This is a genomic window from Streptomyces sp. NPDC026500, assembly GCF_055567635.1.
The window spans coordinates 534,747-554,974 of sequence record NZ_JBVHQB010000002.1; the positions used below are offsets into that span (position 1 = coordinate 534,747).

Annotated in this window: 18 protein-coding genes; all 18 read left to right on the forward strand. The window is 68.9% G+C overall.

Features of this window, described 5'->3' with window-relative positions:
* The first annotated feature begins 3 nt into the window (after window positions 1-3).
* The 18 genes from thrC (at window position 4) to atpA (ending at window position 20,221) form a co-directional block, all read left to right on the forward strand.
* A complete protein-coding gene (gene thrC / locus ACZ4N5_RS05485; RefSeq protein WP_467755793.1) occupies window positions 4-1,062 on the forward strand; it encodes a threonine synthase in 1,059 nt (352 codons plus the stop codon).
* A gap of 492 nt (window positions 1,063-1,554) precedes the next feature.
* Window positions 1,555-2,484, forward strand: coding sequence for a homoserine kinase (thrB, locus tag ACZ4N5_RS05490; protein WP_467755794.1), 930 nt, complete (start codon window positions 1,555-1,557; stop codon window positions 2,482-2,484).
* Window positions 2,485-2,872: 388 nt separating this feature from the next.
* Window positions 2,873-4,918, forward strand: a complete 2,046-nt coding sequence (gene rho / locus ACZ4N5_RS05495) for a transcription termination factor Rho (protein ID WP_467755795.1) — start codon at window positions 2,873-2,875, stop codon at window positions 4,916-4,918.
* Between the two features lie 220 nt (window positions 4,919-5,138).
* The gene (locus ACZ4N5_RS05500; protein WP_467755796.1) at window positions 5,139-6,899 is read left to right on the forward strand and encodes a trypsin-like serine protease; all 1,761 of its coding nucleotides are present in this window, start codon (window positions 5,139-5,141) and stop codon (window positions 6,897-6,899) included.
* 209 nt (window positions 6,900-7,108) lie between these two features.
* Window positions 7,109-8,245 carry an LCP family protein gene (locus ACZ4N5_RS05505; RefSeq protein WP_467755797.1) on the forward strand — a complete coding sequence of 379 codons (1,137 nt, stop codon included), beginning with the start codon at window positions 7,109-7,111 and terminating at the stop codon, window positions 8,243-8,245.
* Between the two features lie 148 nt (window positions 8,246-8,393).
* Window positions 8,394-8,615 (forward strand): 50S ribosomal protein L31, encoded by a 222-nt coding sequence (gene rpmE / locus ACZ4N5_RS05510; RefSeq protein ID WP_266762813.1) that lies wholly within the window; start codon window positions 8,394-8,396, stop codon window positions 8,613-8,615.
* Between the two features lie 170 nt (window positions 8,616-8,785).
* Window positions 8,786-9,862: a peptide chain release factor 1 gene (gene prfA, locus ACZ4N5_RS05515; RefSeq protein ID WP_467755798.1), complete on the forward strand. Its 1,077-nt coding sequence runs from the start codon at window positions 8,786-8,788 to the stop codon at window positions 9,860-9,862.
* Window positions 9,863-9,898: 36 nt separating this feature from the next.
* Complete coding sequence (prmC, locus tag ACZ4N5_RS05520; protein WP_467755799.1) at window positions 9,899-10,744, forward strand: peptide chain release factor N(5)-glutamine methyltransferase; 846 nt, start codon at window positions 9,899-9,901, stop codon at window positions 10,742-10,744.
* A 116-nt stretch (window positions 10,745-10,860) separates the two neighbouring features.
* On the forward strand, window positions 10,861-11,508 hold the full coding sequence (locus ACZ4N5_RS05525; RefSeq protein ID WP_103550972.1) for an L-threonylcarbamoyladenylate synthase: 648 nt from the start codon (window positions 10,861-10,863) through the stop codon (window positions 11,506-11,508).
* A gap of 52 nt (window positions 11,509-11,560) precedes the next feature.
* A complete protein-coding gene (locus ACZ4N5_RS05530; protein WP_467755800.1) occupies window positions 11,561-12,208 on the forward strand; it encodes an arsenate reductase/protein-tyrosine-phosphatase family protein in 648 nt (215 codons plus the stop codon).
* Between the two features lie 71 nt (window positions 12,209-12,279).
* A complete protein-coding gene (locus ACZ4N5_RS05535) occupies window positions 12,280-13,518 on the forward strand; it encodes a serine hydroxymethyltransferase (protein WP_467755801.1) in 1,239 nt (412 codons plus the stop codon).
* A gap of 129 nt (window positions 13,519-13,647) precedes the next feature.
* Complete coding sequence (locus tag ACZ4N5_RS05540) at window positions 13,648-15,015, forward strand: MraY family glycosyltransferase (RefSeq protein ID WP_467755802.1); 1,368 nt, start codon at window positions 13,648-13,650, stop codon at window positions 15,013-15,015.
* A 294-nt stretch (window positions 15,016-15,309) separates the two neighbouring features.
* Entirely contained in the window at window positions 15,310-15,747 is a 438-nt protein-coding gene (locus ACZ4N5_RS05545) for a hypothetical protein (RefSeq protein WP_467755803.1), read from the forward strand.
* 225 nt (window positions 15,748-15,972) lie between these two features.
* A complete protein-coding gene (atpB, locus tag ACZ4N5_RS05550) occupies window positions 15,973-16,800 on the forward strand; it encodes a F0F1 ATP synthase subunit A (protein ID WP_467755804.1) in 828 nt (275 codons plus the stop codon).
* 74 nt (window positions 16,801-16,874) lie between these two features.
* Window positions 16,875-17,102, forward strand: a complete 228-nt coding sequence (gene atpE / locus ACZ4N5_RS05555; protein ID WP_391858896.1) for an ATP synthase F0 subunit C — start codon at window positions 16,875-16,877, stop codon at window positions 17,100-17,102.
* 42 nt (window positions 17,103-17,144) lie between these two features.
* A complete protein-coding gene (locus ACZ4N5_RS05560; protein ID WP_328553385.1) occupies window positions 17,145-17,687 on the forward strand; it encodes a F0F1 ATP synthase subunit B in 543 nt (180 codons plus the stop codon).
* Entirely contained in the window at window positions 17,684-18,505 is an 822-nt protein-coding gene (locus ACZ4N5_RS05565; RefSeq protein ID WP_467755805.1) for a F0F1 ATP synthase subunit delta, read from the forward strand. Before ACZ4N5_RS05560 ends, ACZ4N5_RS05565 begins: the two co-directional genes overlap by 4 nt.
* A 126-nt stretch (window positions 18,506-18,631) precedes the next feature.
* The gene (atpA, locus tag ACZ4N5_RS05570) at window positions 18,632-20,221 is read left to right on the forward strand and encodes a F0F1 ATP synthase subunit alpha (protein WP_467755806.1); all 1,590 of its coding nucleotides are present in this window, start codon (window positions 18,632-18,634) and stop codon (window positions 20,219-20,221) included.
* Window positions 20,222-20,228 lie beyond the last annotated feature (7 nt).

The following is a 20,228-nucleotide window of genomic DNA, read 5'->3' on the forward strand; positions in this document are numbered from 1 at the left end:
GCAATGACCCACCAGTGGCGCGGAATCATCGAGGAGTACCGGGACCGGCTTCCGGTGTCCGACAGCACGCCGGTCGTGTCGCTCCGCGAGGGCGGTACGCCGCTCGTACCCGCGCAGGTGCTCTCGGAGCGCACAGGGTGCGAGGTCCACCTCAAGGTGGAGGGCGCCAATCCGACCGGTTCCTTCAAGGACCGCGGTATGACCATGGCCATCACGCGGGCGAAGGAGGAGGGCGCGAAGGCCGTCATCTGCGCCTCCACCGGCAACACGTCGGCGAGCGCCGCCGCCTATGCCGTACGCGCCGGGATGGTCTGTGCCGTCCTCGTGCCGCAGGGCAAGATCGCGCTCGGCAAGATGGGCCAGGCCCTCATCCACGGCGCCAAGATCCTCCAGGTCGACGGCAACTTCGACGACTGTCTGGCGCTGGCGCGCTCGCTGTCCGACAACTACCCGGTGGCGCTGGTCAATTCGGTCAATCCGGTGCGTATCGAGGGCCAGAAGACCGCCGCCTTCGAGATCGTGGACATGCTCGGCGACGCGCCCGACATCCATGTCCTTCCGGTGGGCAACGCGGGCAACATCACCGCGTACTGGAAGGGTTACACGGAGTACGCCGCCGACGGTATCGCCCGGCGGACCCCGCGCATGTGGGGATTCCAGGCCTCCGGTTCCGCGCCGATCGTGCGCGGCGAGATCGTCAAGGACCCCTCGACCATCGCGACCGCGATCCGGATCGGCAACCCGGCCTCGTGGAAGTTCGCGCTGGCCGCGCGGGACGAGTCGGGCGGCCTCATCGACGAGGTGACGGACCGTGAGATCCTGCGCGCCTACCGGCTGTTGGCCGCGCAGGAGGGTGTCTTCGTCGAGCCCGCGTCCGCCGCGTCCGTCGCCGGTCTGCTGAAGGCCGCCGAGCAGGGCAAGGTCGACCCGGGGCAGCGCATCGTCTGCACGGTCACCGGAAACGGTCTCAAGGACCCCGACTGGGCCGTCGCGGGTGCTCCGCAGCCGGTCACGGTCCCGGTGGACGCGGCTACGGCGGCGGAGCGGCTCGGACTGGCCTAGATCGAGGCCCGGTCCGGCGTCGATCCGGGCTCGATCCGGCGTGGATCCAGATCTGGTTGGGCGTAGAACCAGGTCCGGTCCGGCCCGGATCCAGGCCCGGTATGGCGTAAACCCGCCAGGCGTGAACCCGCCAGGCGGGGCCGGTCGGCCCCCGTCCGACCCGACGGGACCCGTCCAACAGGGCGGAACGCGCCGTGAGCGGGCGGGAAACCGTCAGAAAGCCGACGGAAACCGTCCGTTCGTGGGGGTCATCCCCACGGCGACCCGACGGGGGGTGCACGAGGGGCTTACGACACGCATCGTGCGCCTCCTGTGCGCCCTATGTCGCCACAGAACCTTCCTTCGATAGGCTGTACCGAACCCGCCCGCCGCATATGCCGCGGCGCCGCGCCGTCTTTGCGGACTCCGGGTCCTGTGCCCGTCTGTCGCGGTTCATCTCGCAGTTCTTCGAAAATCTCGTACATCACGCAGCTCAAGGAGAGTCATCGAGCGATGGCCGGTCCAGCGTTCCGCGCCGCCGCCGTCCGGGTGCGCGTCCCCGCCACCAGCGCCAACCTCGGCCCGGGTTTCGACGCCTTCGGGCTGTCACTTGGGCTGTACGACGACGTGGTCGTCCGGGTGGCCGACTCCGGGCTGCACATCGACATCGCGGGGGAGGGCAGCGAGACGCTGCCGCGCGACGAGAACCATCTCCTCGTACGTTCCCTGCGCACCGCCTTCGATCTGCTGGGCGGACAGCCGCGCGGCCTCGAGATCGTCTGCGCCAACCGCATCCCGCACGGTCGGGGTCTCGGCTCCTCCTCGGCCGCCATCTGCGCCGGCATCGTCGCCGCCCGCGCGGTGACGATAGGCGGGGACAGCAGGCTCGACGACACCGCGCTCCTCGAGCTCGCGACCGAGATCGAGGGACACCCCGACAACGTCGCGGCCTGTCTGCTCGGCGGGTTCACGCTCTCCTGGATGGAGTCCGGCGCCGCGCGGGCGATCAGGATGGAACCCGCCGAATCCATCGTTCCGGTGGTGTTCGTACCGGGAAAGCCCGTGCTCACCGAGACCGCGCGCGGTCTGCTGCCGCGCACCGTTCCGCATGTCGACGCCGCGGCCAACGCGGGTCGCGCCGCACTGCTCGTCGAGGCACTGACCCGGCGCCCGGAGCTGTTGCTGCCCGCGACCGAGGACCGACTGCACCAGGAGTACCGCGCCCCTGCGATGCCGGAGAGCGCCGCGCTCGTCGAGCGCCTGCGCGCCGACGGCATCCCGGCGGTGATCTCCGGCGCGGGCCCCACCGTCCTCGCGCTGGCGGACCGCGCGTCGGCCGACAAGGTGGCCGATCTCGCAGGTCAGGGCTGGGCCGCCAACCGTCTGGACCTCGACGCCCAGGGGGCGTGCGTGTTGCCGCTCGCACCTGTCGGGGTCAATTGACGACGCACGGTTGCCGGATTTGGAGAGGGGGAATGTTTGTTGGATCCGGTAGTGTTAACCTCAAGTCTGCACCCGACCCCACCATGGCGAGGTGCTTCGCGTCCCCGTCCGGGACACCCATTCTTCCGGGAGCCTCCCAAACTGCTACGTGCCTTGCATTGGGTGCTATGCGCTGAGCAGTGCTGAGCACGCTCCGGAACCGGCGTGACCGAGCCGATGACACCGAACCTCAGTGCCACGGCTCCGGAATCGTCATCATCTGCAATGTCTTCCGCCGCTTTGGCGGACCACCGCCCCGGCACGGTCCACACAGCAAGGACCAATGCCGGACAGCACAACCGGTCGCCGAGCCAGACAGGCCGACGTCCGCTCCAGGGAAGGACCCTTCGTGAGCGACACCACCGATCTGATGGGCGCACGTGTCGAGGAGACCGCTGCCGCGCCCGCCACGGACGCCTCCGCGCCTGCCACCGGTGCCGGCTCCAGGCGACGCCGCGGTACCGGCCTCGAAGGCATGGTGCTGGCCGAGCTGCAGCAGGTCGCATCCGGCCTCGGAATCAGGGGCACCGCGCGTATGCGCAAGAGCCAGCTGATCGAGGTCATCAAGGAGGCGCAGGCCGGAGGGGGCGCCCCGGCCAAGACGGCGTCCGACGACGCCGCCGAGACCAAGCCGAAGCGCCGGACCACCTCGAAGGCCCGTACGGGCGACGAGGCCGCGGCCCCGGCCGAGGACAAGGCCGAGAAGGTCGCCGCCGAGAAGGCCGTGGCCCAGCAGCAGATCGAGATCCCCGGCCAGCCGCTCAGCGACGATGCTCCCGCCGAGCGCCGTCGTCGCCGTGCCACCGCCGAGGCGGGCAGCCCCGAGACGGTTGCCGCCGAGGCGAAGAGCGAGCCGAGGGCCGAGACGCAGGGCGACGCCGAGGGCGCCGACGGACGTCGTGAGCGCCGTGACCGCCGTGACCGCGACCGGGGCGGCCGTGACCGCGACCGCCGTCCGGGCAAGGGCGACGAGCAGCAGGGCGGCCAGGGTGCCGGACAGCAGCGCCCGGACCGTCAGGAGCGCCAGGACCGTCCGGACCGTCAGCAGCAGGGCGGCGGTCGTCAGGACCGTCAGCAGACGCGCGACAACGGCCCCCGTGACACCGGTCCCCGTGACAACGGCCCGCGTGACAACGGTCCGCAGGACGACGACGACTTCGAGGGCGGCCGCCGCGGCCGCCGCGGCCGTTACCGGGACCGCCGTGGGCGTCGTGGACGCGACGAGATCGCCGAGCCGCAGGTCGCCGACGACGACGTGCTGATCCCCGTCGCGGGCATCCTCGACATCCTCGACAACTACGCGTTCATCCGTACGTCGGGCTACCTGCCGGGTCCCAACGACGTGTACGTCTCGCTCGCCCAGGTCCGCAAGAACGGTCTGCGCAAGGGTGACCACGTCACCGGCGCGGTCCGTCAGCCCAAGGACGGCGAGCGCCGCGAGAAGTTCAACGCGCTGGTGCGCCTGGACTCGACGAACGGCATGGCCCCCGACTCCGGTCGCGGCCGGCCGGAGTTCAACAAGCTGACGCCGCTCTACCCGCAGGACCGGCTCCGCCTGGAGACCGACCCGGGCGTGCTGACGACCCGGATCATCGACCTCGTCGCGCCGATCGGCAAGGGCCAGCGCGGTCTGATCGTGGCCCCGCCGAAGACCGGCAAGACCATGATCATGCAGGCGATCGCCAACGCGATCACGCACAACAACCCCGAGTGCCACCTGATGGTCGTCCTGGTCGACGAGCGTCCGGAAGAGGTCACCGACATGCAGCGGTCGGTCAAGGGCGAGGTCATCTCCTCGACCTTCGACCGCCCGGCCGAGGACCACACCACGGTCGCCGAGCTCGCCATCGAGCGCGCCAAGCGTCTGGTGGAGCTGGGCCACGACGTCGTCGTGCTGCTCGACTCGATCACGCGTCTGGGCCGTGCGTACAACCTCGCCGCCCCGGCCTCCGGCCGCATCCTGTCCGGTGGTGTCGACTCGACCGCGCTGTACCCGCCGAAGCGCTTCTTCGGTGCCGCGCGCAACATCGAGGACGGCGGCTCGCTGACCATCCTGGCCACCGCGCTCGTCGACACCGGCTCGCGCATGGACGAGGTCATCTTCGAGGAGTTCAAGGGCACCGGCAACGCCGAGCTCAAGCTCGACCGGAAGCTCGCCGACAAGCGTGTCTTCCCGGCGGTGGACGTGGACGCGTCCGGTACCCGTAAGGAAGAGCTGCTGCTCGGCAGCGACGAGCTCGCCATCACCTGGAAGCTGCGTCGCGTGCTCCACGCGCTCGACCAGCAGCAGGCGATCGAGCTGCTGCTCGACAAGATGAAGCAGACGAAGTCGAACGCCGAGTTCCTGCTCCAGATCCAGAAGACCACGCCGTCGCCGGGCAACGGCAACGACTGAGGTCTCCACGGCTGAGGTCCGCAACGACCGAGGTCCGCAGGGCAAGAACCACCAGGGGCCGCCCCCGTCACGCAGGTGACGGGGGCGGCCCCTTGTGCTGTTCGGGGCGCGTGTACGATCGCGCCCTTGAACTTTTGCTGAAACAGATCTGAACTCTTATCTCTGAGGGGGGACTTGAGTGGAAACATCCATGCCTGGGGGCGGTCGGCACAGACGCCGCATGCGGATCGCCGTCCCGGTCGCCGCAGCCGGCCTCGCCGCCGCCGTCGCCGGTGCGCTTCTGATGTCGTCCGCGAACGCCGCGCCCATTACGACGCTGCCCACTCCGACCGTGCGGCTCACCCACTCGACGCCGTCACTGGCCGAGCTGGAGAAGCGTGTGGCGGGTGCCGTCGCCGGTGACGACATCGCGGGCCGGACGACCCAGAAGGCGTCCCTGAGCGCCTCCACGACCCCGGTGCAGGTCGACCCGAAGATCATCGGCGGCACGACGACCACCATCAGCACCGCCCCGTGGATGGCCCAGCTCTGGTACTACGACGACAAGGGCACCACAGACGAGTCCGACGACCTCGGCTTCTTCTGCGGTGGCTCCGTCGTCTCGCCGACGAAGATCCTGACCGCCGCGCACTGCGTCAAGGGCTACAACTGGAAGGCCAACGGCGCCGTCATCACCGGCACCTCCCAGCTGCCGACCGGCAGCGACGTGCACGGGGGCACGGTCACCGCCCCCTGGCGGCAGTGGAACCACCCGTCGTACAGCTCGACGACCATCGACAACGACATCGCGGTCATCACGCTGGCGAACCCCGTCACCGCCAAGCCGATCAACATGACGACGTCCGGTGACACCACCTCGTACAAGGCGGGCACCACGGCGACGCTCTACGGCTGGGGCCGCACCAGCTCCACCACGCAGGACATCTCCGACACGCTGAAGACAGCCACGCTGCCGATCAACTCGGACACCACGTGTGCCACCGCCTTCGGCAGCGACTTCATCAAGGGCCACATGGTCTGCGCGGGCAAGCCGGCGACCGGCAGCGACGCCGGCACCACCTCGGCCTGCAACGGCGACTCCGGCGGCCCGCTGATCGTCGGCGGCCGCATCGTCGGTGTCGTCTCCTGGGGTGTCGAGAACTGCGTCGCGAAGGGCGCGTACAGCGTCTTCTCGAAGGTCGGCACCTACGTCGGCGCCGCCTGGCCGCGCGTCGAGGACTCCAACCTGAACGACGACCACAGGGCTGACCTGTGGGTGCGCAGCTCGTCGACCAAGGTGGGCTGGGAGAAGGACTCCAACGGCACCTCGTTCGGCGCGCGTCAGTCGTGGTCCAGTTGGGACGGCGTCAACGTCGTGCTCCAGACCGACCTCAACCGGGACGGCTACCAGGACTTCGTGGTCCGCGAGAGCGCCACCGGCGACGTCCACTGGATGCACTGGCTGCCCGCGACGGGCAAGTGGGCCAACGACAAGATCTTCACCAACTGGAAGACCCGCACCCGGATCGTCGCCCCCGGCGACCTCACCGGCGACGGCCTGCCCGACATCCTCTCCGTCGACTCCTCCGGAGCGATGTGGGAGTACCCGGGCAAGGGCGACGGCACCTTCCCGACGCGGGTCCAGGTCGGCACCGGCTGGAACCAGTACAACTCCGTTCGCGGACACGGCGACTTCACCGGCGACGGCAAGGCCGACCTGATCGCGCGCAGCAGCAGCGGCTCGTACATGTACCTGTACAAGGGCACCGGCAAGACCGGCAGCGGCGCCTTCTCCACCCGCATCAAGGTGCGCACCTGGCCCGACTACAACGCCTTCGACGCCGTCGGTGACGTGACCGGCGACGGCAAGGCCGACTTCCTGGCCCGCACCCCCGGCGGCACGCTGTACCTGTACGCAGGTACCGGAAAGGCCACCAGCGAGATCTTTGCCACAAGGATCTCGGTAGGTACCGGTTTCCAGGCGTACGACATCTTCGGCTGACCGCGCAGGTGAGCGGGTTCTCCCCGCTCTCGCCGAACACGCAGAGTGCCCATCGCGTCACGCGGTGGGCACTTTGCGTTGTGCAACCCTTTCCCGAGTTTCCCCGTCTGACCGTACGGAGTGACCATGGAGCGGTACGCCTCGTCACGACCAGATGGGCCTAGCCCTGAAAGCAGGGGGTAACCGACCGCAAAGGAACTGAGGAGCACATGCCTGCCGAGAGCACGCCGGAGCCCGGTATACCGGGGGATCCCGGGAACAGCACCCAGCGCCGCCCGAAGGGCCGCCGCCGCAAGACGCGCAGCACGCGGAGCAAGGCACTGCTCATCACGGCCTGGACCGCGGCGGGCGTCGTGGTGCTCGGCGGCACCGGAGCCGGCTACCTGTATTTCAAGCTCAACGGCAACCTCAAGAGCGTCGACATCAACCAGGCGCTCGGCAGCGACCGGCCCACGAAGGTCGACAACGGCTCCGAGAACATCCTGGTCCTCGGCTCCGACACCCGCTCCGGCACCAACAGGAAGCTGGGTGGCGGCACCGACGACGGCAGCGCCCGCTCCGACACCGCGATGATCGTCCACGTGTACAAGGGCCACAAGAGGGCCAGCGTGGTCTCCATCCCCCGCGACACCCTCGTCGAGCGGCCCGCCTGCGTCGACACGAAGGGCACCATCCACGGCGCGGCCTCCGGCGTGATGTTCAACTCCGCCTACTCCACCGGCGGCGCCGCCTGCGCGGTGAAGACCGTCGAGTCCATGTCCGGCATCCGCATGGACCACTACCTCGAGGTCGACTTCAGCGGCTTCCAGAAGCTGATCGACGACCTGGGCGGCGTCACGGTCACCACGACCAAGGCCATCTCGGACCACGAGAGCCATCTGCATCTTACGGCCGGGTCGCACGAGCTCAACGGCAAGCAGGCGCTCGGCCTGGTCCGCACCCGGCACGGCGTCGGCGACGGCTCCGACCTCGGCCGCATCCAGCTCCAGCAGGCGTTCATGAAGGCACTGGTCGACCAGGTCAAGCACGTCGGGATCCTGTCCAACCCGAAAAAGCTGTACGACCTCGCCGACACCGCGACCAAGACGGTGACCACCGACACCGACATCGGCAGTGTCACCCGCCTCGCCTCCTTCGCGAGCGGCCTCAAGGGCATCGGCTCGTCCCACATGAACATGGTGACGATGCCGGTCCAGTACGACCGCGCCGACGCCAACCGCGTCCTCGTCGACAAGGCCAAGGCCGAACTGGTCTGGAAGGCGCTGAAGGACGACCGGCCGATCCCGAAGGCGGCCACCGAGGGAACCGCCACCGGCACCGCGAAGGGCGTCGTCAGCCCCGGCTGACCCGCGCGCGTACCCCCAGGGAATAGATCGTCGCGTCCCCCCGTTTTGGGGGATACGGCCAGTGCTGGCAGACTGGTACGTCGGCCCCGGTTCACGCATCCGCATCCAGCGGCGGCGACCCGGTGCCCTCCCGAAACTAGGAGACACCTTGAAGCGCGACATCCACCCCGAGTACGTCGAGACGCAGGTCAGCTGCACCTGTGGCGCGTCGTTCACCACCCGTAGCACGATCTCCAGCGGCGCCATCCGCGCCGAGGTCTGCTCCGAGTGCCACCCGTTCTACACGGGCAAGCAGAAGATCCTCGACACCGGTGGCCGTGTGGCCCGCTTCGAGGCCCGCTTCGGCAAGGCTGCCGCTGCCAACAAGTAGCGAGCCCACAGCGCCGGTCTTCGGGGTCCCCGCACGGGGACGCCGGGACCGGCGCTTTGCGGTCCAGCCCCCTCCCCAGGCTTCTCGACCCGTTCGAGCAGGGGAACCCCACGCCGTACCTACGTCCCCGAGCCCTTCATGGAGCTGGGGACAGTCCATTGGAGCCGGAGATGTTCGAGGCGGTCGAGGAACTGATCGGCGAGCACGCCGATCTGGAGAAGAAGCTCGCTGACCCGTCGGTCCACGCCGACCAGGCCAACGCGCGCAAGCTCAACAAGCGCTACGCCGAGCTGACCCCGATCGTCGCGACGTACCGCTCCTGGAAGCAGACCGGGGACGACATCGGCACGGCGAAGGAGTTCGCCGCCGACGACCCCGACTTCGCCGCCGAGGTCAAGGACCTGGAGAAGCAGAAAGAGGAGCTCACCGAGAAGCTCCGCCTGCTGCTGGTCCCGCGCGACCCGAGCGACGAGAAGGACGTCATCCTGGAGATCAAGGCGGGCGCCGGCGGCGACGAGTCCGCCCTGTTCGCCGGTGACCTGCTGCGCATGTACCTGCGCTACGCCGAGCGCGTCGGCTGGAAGACCGAGCTCATCGACGCCACCGAGTCCGAGCTCGGCGGCTACAAGGACGTCCAGGTCGCGGTGAAGACCAAGGGCGGCCAGGGTGCCACCGAGCCCGGCCAGGGCGTCTGGGCCCGGCTGAAGTACGAGGGCGGTGTGCACCGGGTGCAGCGCGTGCCCTCGACCGAGTCGCAGGGCCGTATCCACACCTCCGCCGCCGGTGTCCTTGTCACGCCCGAGGCCGAGGAGGTCGACGTCGAGATCCACGCGAACGATCTCCGTATCGACGTCTACCGCTCCTCGGGCCCCGGCGGCCAGTCCGTCAACACGACCGACTCCGCGGTGCGCATCACGCACATTCCCACCGGAGTCGTCGCTTCCTGCCAGAACGAGAAGAGCCAGCTGCAGAACAAGGAGCAGGCGATGCGTATCCTGCGCTCCAGGCTCCTCGCGGCGGCGCAGGAGGAAGCGGAACGGGAGGCCGCCGACGCGCGCCGCAGCCAGGTCCGCACGGTCGACCGCTCCGAGAAGATCCGTACGTACAACTTCCCGGAGAATCGCATCTCGGACCACCGCGTCGGCTTCAAGGCGTACAACTTGGACCAGGTCCTCGACGGTGAGCTCGATGCCGTCATCCAGGCCTGCGTCGACGCGGACTCGGCCGCCAAGCTCGCCGCCGCATAACAGCAATCGACAACAGCTCAGCCCCGGAGGACCAGCGTGAACCTGCTGCTCGCGGAAGTGGCCCAGGCCACCCAGCGGCTGGCCGACGCCGGCGTGCCCTCGCCGCGCAACGACGCGGAGGAGCTCGCCGCCTTCGTGCACGGCGTGAAGCGGGGCGAGCTGCACACCGTCAAGGACGTGGACTTCGACGCCCGCTACTGGGAGGTGACCGCGCGCCGCGAGGCCCGCGAGCCGCTCCAGCACATCACCGGGCGCGCCTACTTCCGCTACCTCGAACTCCAGGTGGGTCCGGGCGTGTTCGTCCCCCGCCCGGAGACCGAGTCGGTCGTCGGCTGGGCCATAGACGCCGTCCGCGCGATGGATGTCGTCGAACCGCTGATCGTGGACCTGTGCACCGGCTCGGGCGCCATCGCGCTCGCCCTCGCCCAGGAGGTCCCGCGCTCCCGTGTGCACGCCGTGGAGCTGTCCGAGGACGCCCTCCAGTGGACGCGCAAGAACGTCGAGGGGTCCAGGGTCGACCTGCGCCAGGGAGACGCTCTCGCGGCCTTCCCCGACCTCGACGGCCAGGTGGACCTGGTGATCTCCAACCCTCCGTACATCCCGCTCACCGAATGGGAGTACGTGCAGCCGGAGGCCCGGGACTACGACCCCGAACTCGCCCTCTTCTCGGGCGAGGACGGACTCGACCTCATCCGCGGCATCGAGCGCACCGCGCACCGGCTGCTGCGTCCCGGCGGCGTCGTCGTCATCGAGCACGCCGACACCCAGGGCGGACAGGTGCCCTGGATCTTCACCGAGGAGCGGGGCTGGGCCGACGCGGCCGATCACCCGGACCTCAACAACCGGCCGCGGTTCGCGACCGCCCGCAAGGCGATGCCGTGAGCGCGGCCCACGGGGTTCCGGCGCGCGGCGCCGTCGTGCGCCCGCGCACCGCGATTCCCCGCACCGCGTTTCTCCGCACCCCCAGCCAGCAGTACGTGTACGAGGAGGCCCGCTAAATGGCACGGCGATACGACACCAACGACGCGACCGACCGCACCACAGGTCTGCGTGAGGCAGCGTCCGCCGTCCGCCGTGGCGAACTGGTGGTCCTCCCGACGGACACCGTCTACGGCATCGGTGCCGACGCGTTCACCTCGGAGGCCGTCGCCGACCTGCTGGACGCCAAGGGCCGGGGCCGCAACATGCCCACCCCTGTCCTCATCGGCTCCCCGAACACCCTGCACGGCCTCGTCACGGACTTCTCCGAGATGGCCTGGGAGCTCGTCGACGCGTTCTGGCCGGGCGCCCTGACGCTCGTCGCCAAGCACCAGCCGTCCCTCCAGTGGGACCTGGGGGACACCCGGGGCACGGTGGCGATCCGCATGCCGCTGCACCCCGTCGCCATCGAGCTCCTCACGGAGGTCGGCCCGATGGCCGTCTCGTCCGCCAACCTCACGGGCCACCCGGCGCCGGAGGACTGTGACGCCGCGCAGGGCATGCTCGGCGACTCCGTCTCGGTGTACCTGGACGGCGGCCCGACCCCGGGCAACGTGCCCTCCTCGATCGTCGACGTGACCGGCAAGGTGCCGGTGCTGTTGCGCGCGGGCGCACTGTCGGCGGAGGAGCTCCGGAAGGTCGTACCCGACCTCGAGGTGGCGAATTGACAGCCCCTGACTCCCCCCGGCTCCCGGCTCCGCTCGACCAGGGAGCACCCCCATGCGTGGCATAGGCACGGGGATCTCGGGTACCGGTGGGTCCCCGAGAGGGTCCTTCCGCATCCTCCACGTCAGCACCGGCAACGTGTGCCGCTCGCCGATCACCGAGCGGCTGACCCGGCATGCCCTGGCGGATCGGCTCGGCGACCCCCTGTGGGGCGGTCTCATCGTGGAGAGCGCCGGCACCTGGGGCCACGAGGGCGCGCCCATGGAGGCCAATGCCGCGACCGTCCTCACCGACTTCGGCGCGGACCCCTCCGGCTTCGTCGGGCGCGAGCTCCTCGACGACCACGTCATCCGGGCCGACCTGGTCCTGACGGCGACCCGCGACCACCGCGCCCAGGTCATCTCCATGGGCCACTCGGCGGGCCTGCGCACCTTCACCCTGAAGGAGTTCACCCGGCTGGTCCGCGCGATAGACACGGCGACCCTGCCGCCCCTCCAGGACGGCGTGATCGAACGCGCCGTCGCCCTGGTGCGGGCCGCCGCGGCCCTGCGCGGCTGGCTGCTGGCCCCGACCGCCGAGGCCGACGAGGTCTACGACCCCTACGGGGCGCCGCTGCCGTTCTTCCGCTCCATCGGGGACGAGATCAACGAGGCCCTGGATCCGGTCGTCACCGCTCTGACGGGGGTACCCGCACGGACGTGACACCGGGCGTCCCACCCGTCCCGGTTCTACATTGGACGTAAGCGTCCCCCCGCAGATGTCCGGAGCCCACCATGCCGGTCGCCACCACCCTCGAAGCGGATGTCCTGAGCCGCCAGGACCCCGAGCTCGCCGAGATCCTCATCGGTGAGCTGGACCGGCAGTCGACCACGCTGCAGTTGATCGCGGCCGAGAACTTCACCTCGCGTGCCGTGCTGGCCGCGCTCGGCTCGCCGCTGGCGAACAAGTACGCCGAGGGATATCCCGGCGCCCGCCACCACGGCGGCTGCGAGATCGTCGACGTCGCCGAACGCGTCGCCGTCGACCGCGCCAAGGCACTCTTCGGCGCCGACCACGCCAACGTCCAGTCCCACTCCGGGAGTTCGGCCGTCCTGGCCGCCTACGCCGCCCTGCTGCGCCCTGGTGACACCGTGCTGGCGATGGGCCTGCCCTTCGGCGGTCATCTGACCCACGGGTCGCCCGCGAACTTCTCCGGCCGCTGGTTCGACTTCGTCGGCTACGGCGTCGAGGCGGAGTCGGGACTGATCGACTACGAGCAGGTGCGCACCCTGGCCCGCGCCCGTCGCCCCAAGGCCATCGTCTGCGGATCGATCTCGTACCCCCGGCACATCGACTACGCGCTGTTCCGGGAGATCGCCGACGAGGTCGGCGCCTATCTCATCGCGGACGCCGCCCACCCGATCGGGCTCGTCGCGGGCGGAGCGGCGCCCAACCCGGTGCCGTACGCCGATGTCGTGTGCGCCACCACCCACAAGGTGCTCCGCGGACCGCGCGGCGGCATGATCCTGTGCGGCAGCGAACTGGCCGAGCGCGTCGACCGGGCCGTCTTCCCGTTCACCCAGGGCGGCGCGCAGATGCACACCATCGCGGCCAAGGCCGTCGCGTTCGGCGAGGCCGCGACCCCCGCTTTCACGGCGTACGCCCATCAGGTCGTCGCCAACGCGCGCGTGCTGGCCGAGGGGCTGGCTGCGGAGGGGCTCGCGATCACCACGGACGGCACCGACACCCATCTGCTCGTCGCGGACCCGGCGCCGCTCGGTGTCGAGGGGCGCACCGCGCGCGGCCGGCTCGCCGCCGCCGGTATGGTCCTCGACACGTGTGCGCTGCCTCACGGCGACACCCGTGGCCTGCGGCTCGGCACCGCGGCGCTGACCACGCAGGGGATGGGCGAGCCGGAGATGGCACGGGTCGCCGCACTGTTCGCGGGGGTGCTGCGGGACGAGATCGACGGCCGGACGGCGCGGGAGGAAGTGCGGGAACTGACCGGTAGATTTCCGCCTTATCCGGACTGACCGGGGGTACGCGTACCGGGCTGCACAGCCACTCGTGCAACCATCGTCGCTACCCGAAAGTCCTCAACCATATGCGTGCATCGCTAGGGTGTGGGGCTGTGATGGCCAGCGAGACCTGTGGGGAAGCCCGTGCGTGAATACCTGCTGACGCTCTGCATCACGGCCGCGGTGACGTATCTGCTGACAGGGCCGGTACGGAAATTCGCGATCGTGGCCGGAGCCATGCCGGAAATCCGGGCGCGCGACGTGCACCGTGAACCCACGCCGAGGCTCGGCGGCATCGCGATGTTCTTCGGACTGTGCGCCGGCCTGCTGGTCGCCGACCACCTGAAGAACCTCAACGCGGTCTTCTCGAACTCCAACGAACCACGCGCCCTGCTCTCCGGAGCCGCGCTGATCTGGCTGATCGGCGTGCTGGACGACAAGTTCGAGATCGACGCCCTGATCAAGCTGGGCGGCCAGATGATCGCCGCCGGCGTGATGGTGATGCAGGGTCTGACGATCCTGTGGCTGCCGATCCCGGGCGTCGGCCTGGTCGCGCTGACCCAGTGGCAGGGCACGCTGCTGACGGTGGCGCTCGTCGTCATCACGATCAACGCGGTCAACTTCGTGGACGGTCTCGACGGACTGGCCGCCGGCATGGTGTGCATCGCGTCCGCCGCGTTCTTCCTCTACGCCTACCGGATCTGGTACTCGTACGGCATCGAGGCCGCCGCCCCGGCGACGCTGTTCGCGGCGATCCTGATGGGCATGTGCCTGGGCTTCCTGCCGCACAACATGCACCCCGCGCGGATCTTCATGGGCGACTCGGGTTCGATGCTCATCGGGCTGGTGCTGGCCGCCGGCGCCATCTCCATCACCGGGCAGATCGACCCCGACGTGATGAACCTCTTCTCCGGTTCCGAGCGCAACACCGTGCACCAGACGGTGCCGGTGTTCATCCCGCTGCTGCTGCCGCTGACGATCATCGCGATCCCGGCCGCCGACCTGGTGCTCGCCATCGTGCGGCGCACCTGGCGCGGGCAGTCGCCGTTCGCCGCCGACCGCGGCCATCTGCACCACCGCCTCCTGGAGGTCGGCCACTCGCACAGCCGGGCCGTCCTGATCATGTACTTCTGGTCGGCGCTGATCGCCTTCGGCGCCCTCGCCTACTCGGTCAACTCCGGGGCCATGTGGAGCGTGCTCGCCATCGCGGCACTCAGCGCGGTCGGTCTCGTGCTGCTCCTGCTGCCGCGCTTCACACCGCGTGCCCCGCGCTGGGCCGAGCACCTCCTGCCGCCCCGCTACCGCCGCCGCAGGGCCGCCGCCCTGGCGGCCGGAGCGGCCGTCGAGGCGGGGTCGCCCGTCACCCACGAGGCGGCGGTGGCAGGCGAGCAGGACGAGGCGCGTGAGCACCGTGCGCCGGCGGCTGCCGGAGTCTCAGGAGTCAATGGAGCGACGGCAATTGGTGCCCGTCCGCGACTTCTGGACCGACGCGAGGCCGAGTCCTCGCGCTGAGTCGAAGGTAAGAATCTGACTAACGCGTGACCAAATCGTGGGGTAGCAAAGCGTCCCAATACCAGACAAGTTGGTTCTCGGGATGCACAGACGCGCGCCTTCACACTCATGTGTGACAGTCGGCACACCAACCAGGTAAAGACCTCATCAAATAGTTTGTGATACGGTTCACGAGAACCCAGGGCAGAGCCGAAGGACCCCAGCACCACGGTCCTTTGGCGTGAGGTTCTCTCTCAGCCCGGGACTACGCTCGTCCATGACGACACGCCCCCCTTAGCAAGCGGAGTTGCCGCCATGCCGTCCAATGACGCCCGGATCCTCCTTCAGGCCGCTGTACCCACAGCTGCCGTCGGCGCGATTGCCGCCGTCGTCAGCGGTGTGGTCGCCGGCGGCAAGGGAGCGGTCGGGGCGATCGTCGCGACGCTGGTCGTGATTCTCTTCATGGGGATCGGGCTCTACGTTCTGCAGCGCGTTGCCAAATCGCTTCCGCACTTGTTCCAGGCGATGGGTCTCTTGCTCTACACGGCGCAGATTCTTCTGCTGTTCATCTTTGTCGCCGTGTTCAAGAACACTTCGCTGTTCAACCCCAAGTCCTTCGCGCTCACCCTGGTCGTCACCACCCTCGTGTGGATCGGCGCACAGGCGCGTGCCCATATGAAGGCCAAGATCCTCTATGTCGAGCCCGACCCCTCGAAGGGCGACAAGCCCGAAAACAAGGGGCACTCGTCGTGAGGGGTAGGGCCGGGATAAGTGCACGTAGGAGATCCTGCTATCGTCCGGTGCCAACTGCGGCATCGCGGGCGCGGGCATCTGAGCTGACGCCTGCTCAATCGCGAGGCTTGATGCCCCACTGCCGCCCCCACATCCGTAACACCAGTCCAGTGCCGAACCGCGGCTGTGCGCCGCGCCGACACAACGAGGTTGCCGTACCTATGCGCCACGCTGAAGGAGCCCGCGGTGAGTGCTGACCCGACGCAGGTGCTCGCTTTCGAGACCGACTGCCACATCTTCGAGAACAACGGTTGTGGCTTCCCGGCACCCGGCCTGCACTCGTTCCTGTTCGAGCCCCTCTGGGGCAACGGGGACAGCAACGTGTACTTCAACAAGACGATGCTCCTGGCGCTGCTCGGCTCGCTCATCGTCGTCAGCTTCTTCTGGGCCGCCTTCCGCAAGCCGAAGGTCGTCCCGGGCAAGCTGCAGATGGTCGCCGAGGCCGGCTACGACTTCATCCGCCGCGGTGTCGTCTACGAGACGATCGGCAAGAAGGAAGGCGAGAAGTACGTACCGCTGGTCGTCTCGCTGTTCTTCTTCGTCTGGATGATGAACCTCTGGTCGATCATTCCCGTCGCCCAGTTCCCGGTCACGGCGATCATTTCGTACCCCGCGGTACTGGCCGGAATCGTCTACATCGTCTGGGTGTCCCTGACGTTCAAGCGCCACGGATTCGTCGGAGCGTTCAAGAACATCAGCGGCTACGACAAGTCGCTGGGCCCGGTTCTCCCGCTGGCCATGTTCATCGAGCTGCTCTCGAACCTGATCGTCCGGCCGTTCACGCACGCGGTGCGACTCTTCGCGAACATGTTCGCGGGTCACACTCTGCTGCTGCTGTTCACGATCGCGACCTGGTACCTGCTCAACGGTCTCGGGATCGTCTACTCGGGCGTCTCGTTCATCATGGTCATCGTGATGACGGCCTTCGAGCTGTTCATCCAGGCTCTGCAGGCGTATGTGTTCGTGCTGCTGACCTGCACCTTCATCCAGGGCGCGCTGGCCGAGCACCACTGAGCGCCCGTCCTCACGACCCCCCAGTCGTCCGGTGGCCAACCCCCACCGGTCCGTAAAGAAAAGGAATAACTGGCATGCAGACCCTTGCCGCTGTCTCCGGCTCGCTCGGCTCGATCGGTTACGGCCTCGCGGCCATCGGCCCCGGCGTCGGCGTCGGCATCATCTTCGGTAACGGCACCCAGGCCCTCGCCCGTCAGCCTGAGGCCGCCGGTCTGATCCGCGCCAACCAGATCCTCGGCTTCGCCTTCTGTGAGGCGCTCGCCCTCATCGGTCTGGTCATGCCGTTCGTCTACGGCACCTGATCCACCCGATCAGCGACAGCCCACTAGACGAAAGGCACTGACATGAGCCACATGCTCATTCTGGCGGCCGAGAAGGAAAACCCTCTCATCCCGCCGATCCCCGAGCTTGTCATCGGCCTGCTCGCCTTCGTCATCGTCTTCGGCTTCCTGGCCTGGAAGCTTCTCCCGAACATCAACAAGGTTCTGGAGCAGCGCCGCGAGGCCATCGAGGGCGGTATCGAAAAGGCCGAGGCCGCGCAGACCGAGGCCCAGAGCGTTCTTGAGCAGTACAAGGCTCAGCTCGCCGAAGCCCGTCACGAGGCCGCGCGCCTGCGCCAGGAAGCAACGGAGCAGGGCGCCACGCTCATCGCCGAGATGCGCGCGGAAGGCCAGCGGCAGCGCGAGGAGATCGTCGCCGCCGGTCACACGCAGATCGAGGCCGACCGCAAGGCCGCCGCTCAGGCGCTGCGTCAGGACGTCGGCCACCTGGCCACCGACCTGGCCGGCAAGCTGGTCGGCGAGTCCCTCGAGGACCACGCCCGGCAGAGCCGCGTCATCGACCGTTTCCTCTCCGAGCTTGAGGAGAAGGCCGAGGCGGCTCGATGACTGCACACGGAGCGAGCCGCGAGGCAACCGCAGCCGCACGTGAGCGTCTCGACGCGCTGACGGACTCGACGTCCGTGGACGCGGCACAGCTCGCCGACGAGCTGGCCGCGGTCACCGCGCTGCTCCACCGCGAGGTGTCGCTGCGTCGGGTCCTCACCGACCCGGCGCAGCCCGGCGAGGCCAAGGCCGAGCTGGTCCAGCGGCTGCTCGGCGCCCAGGTGGGCGGCACCGCCGCCGACCTGGTGTCCGGCATGGTGCGCTCCCGCTGGTCGCAGCCTCGCGACCTGGTGGACGCCCTCGAGGAACTCACCGCCACCGCCGACCTCACGGCGGCGCAGCGGACGGGTGCGCTCGACAACGTCGAGGACGAGCTGTTCCGCTTCGGCCGGATCGTCGCCTCGAACACCGAGCTGCGCGCCGCGCTGACCGACCGGGCCGCCACCACGGCGGCCAAGAGCGAGCTGCTGCGCAGCCTGCTCGGCGGCCGGGCCGACGTGACGACCGAGCGTCTGGTGACGCGCCTTGTGACCGCGCCTCGCGGACGTAGCCTGGAAGCGGGACTCGAGTCCCTGTCCAGGCTCGCCGCCGAGCGCCGCAACCGCATGGTCGCCGTGGTCACCTCGGCGGTGCCGCTGAGTGACGGACAGAAGCAGCGCCTCGGCGCCGCTCTGGCGAAGCTCTACGGCCGCCCGATGCACCTCAACCTCGACGTGGACCCCGATGTCCTCGGCGGGATCCGGGTGCAGGTCGGCGACGAGGTCATCAACGGTTCCGTCGCGGACCGTCTCGAGGACGCCGCCCGCCGCATGGCGAGCTAGTAATCCCATAAGCAGTACGCAATTACGGCCCATGTTGGGCCGTGCAGAGGATTCACCTCTCATAGGGGGGAGTCCCCATCCCCCCAAGTGAAACTTCGGGCCCAACAAGGAGAGCAGGGAACCCAGATGGCGGAGCTCACGATCCGGCCGGAGGAGATCCGGGATGCGCTGGAGAACTTTGTCCAGTCGTACAAGCCGGACGCGGCCTCGCGCGAGGAGGTCGGTACGGTCACCGTCGCCGGCGACGGTATCGCCAAGATCGAGGGTCTCCCCTCGGCCATGGCGAACGAGCTGCTGAAGTTCGAGGACGGAACCCTCGGCCTCGCGCTGAACCTGGAAGAGCGCGAGATCGGTGCGGTCGTCCTCGGCGAGTTCAGCGGTATCGAAGAGGGCCAGCCGGTGCAGCGCACCGGTGAGGTGCTGTCCGTCGCCGTGGGCGAGGGTTACCTCGGCCGCGTCGTCGACCCGCTCGGCAACCCGATCGACGGCCTCGGCGAGATCGAGACGTCCGGCCGCCGCGCCCTCGAGCTGCAGGCCCCGGGCGTCATGGTCCGCAAGTCGGTGCACGAGCCGATGGAGACGGGCTACAAGGCCGTCGACGCGATGACCCCGATCGGCCGTGGCCAGCGTCAGCTGATCATCGGCGACCGTCAGACCGGCAAGACCGCGCTGGCCGTCGACACGATCATCAACCAGCGCGACAACTGGCGCTCGGGCGACACCAAGAAGCAGGTCCGCTGCATCTACGTCGCCATCGGTCAGAAGGGCTCGACCATCGCCTCCGTGCGTGGCGCCCTCGAAGAGGCCGGCGCGCTGGAGTACACGACCATCGTCGCCGCCCCGGCGTCCGACCCGGCCGGCTTCAAGTACCTTGCGCCGTACACCGGTTCGGCCATCGGTCAGCAGTGGATGTACGAGGGCAAGCACGTCCTCATCATCTTCGACGACCTCTCGAAGCAGGCCGACGCCTACCGCGCCGTGTCCCTGCTGCTCCGCCGTCCGCCGGGGCGCGAGGCCTACCCCGGTGACGTCTTCTACCTGCACTCCCGTCTGCTGGAGCGCTGCGCGAAGCTCTCCGACGACCTGGGCGCCGGTTCGATGACGGGTCTGCCGATCGTCGAGACCAAGGCGAACGACGTGTCGGCGTTCATCCCGACCAACGTCATCTCCATCACCGACGGCCAGTGCTTCCTGGAGTCCGACCTGTTCAACGCCGGCCAGCGTCCGGCCTTGAACGTCGGTATCTCGGTCTCCCGCGTCGGTGGCTCCGCCCAGCACAAGGCGATGAAGCAGGTCTCCGGCCGGCTCCGCCTCGACCTCGCCCAGTACCGCGAGCTGGAGGCGTTCGCCGCCTTCGGTTCCGACCTGGACGCCGCGTCGAAGTCGCAGCTGGAGCGCGGTCAGCGTCTGGTCGAGCTGCTCAAGCAGGCTCAGTACCAGCCGATGCCGACCGAGGACCAGGTCGTCTCCGTCTGGGCCGGTACCACCGGCAAGATGGACGACGTGCCGGTCGTCGACGTCCGCCGCTTCGAGAAGGAGCTCCTGGAGTACCTGCACCGCAAGGAGCAGGGCCTCATGACCTCCATCAAGGAGGGCGGCAAGATGTCGGACGACACTCTCACCGCCGTCGCGGACTCCATCGCGGACTTCAAGAAGCAGTTCGAGACCTCGGACGGGAAGCTTCTCGGCGAGGACGCTCCGGCCGCGGCCAAGTGACGTAAGG

What these genes read in the sequence shown, in the direction of transcription:
- thrC (WP_467755793.1), top strand. Translation starts at nt 4, where the DNA reads ATGACCCACCAGTGGCGCGGAATCATCGAGGAGTACCGGGACCGGCTT.
- thrB (WP_467755794.1), top strand. Translation starts at nt 1,555, where the DNA reads ATGGCCGGTCCAGCGTTCCGCGCCGCCGCCGTCCGGGTGCGCGTCCCC.
- ACZ4N5_RS05500 (WP_467755796.1), top strand. Translation starts at nt 5,139, where the DNA reads ATGCGGATCGCCGTCCCGGTCGCCGCAGCCGGCCTCGCCGCCGCCGTC.
- ACZ4N5_RS05505 (WP_467755797.1), top strand. Translation starts at nt 7,109, where the DNA reads ATGCCTGCCGAGAGCACGCCGGAGCCCGGTATACCGGGGGATCCCGGG.
- prfA (WP_467755798.1), top strand. Translation starts at nt 8,786, where the DNA reads ATGTTCGAGGCGGTCGAGGAACTGATCGGCGAGCACGCCGATCTGGAG.
- ACZ4N5_RS05525 (WP_103550972.1), top strand. Translation starts at nt 10,861, where the DNA reads ATGGCACGGCGATACGACACCAACGACGCGACCGACCGCACCACAGGT.
- ACZ4N5_RS05530 (WP_467755800.1), top strand. Translation starts at nt 11,561, where the DNA reads ATGCGTGGCATAGGCACGGGGATCTCGGGTACCGGTGGGTCCCCGAGA.
- ACZ4N5_RS05535 (WP_467755801.1), top strand. Translation starts at nt 12,280, where the DNA reads ATGCCGGTCGCCACCACCCTCGAAGCGGATGTCCTGAGCCGCCAGGAC.
- ACZ4N5_RS05545 (WP_467755803.1), top strand. Translation starts at nt 15,310, where the DNA reads ATGCCGTCCAATGACGCCCGGATCCTCCTTCAGGCCGCTGTACCCACA.
- atpE (WP_391858896.1), top strand. Translation starts at nt 16,875, where the DNA reads ATGCAGACCCTTGCCGCTGTCTCCGGCTCGCTCGGCTCGATCGGTTAC.
- ACZ4N5_RS05560 (WP_328553385.1), top strand. Translation starts at nt 17,145, where the DNA reads ATGAGCCACATGCTCATTCTGGCGGCCGAGAAGGAAAACCCTCTCATC.
- ACZ4N5_RS05565 (WP_467755805.1), top strand. Translation starts at nt 17,684, where the DNA reads ATGACTGCACACGGAGCGAGCCGCGAGGCAACCGCAGCCGCACGTGAG.
- atpA (WP_467755806.1), top strand. Translation starts at nt 18,632, where the DNA reads ATGGCGGAGCTCACGATCCGGCCGGAGGAGATCCGGGATGCGCTGGAG.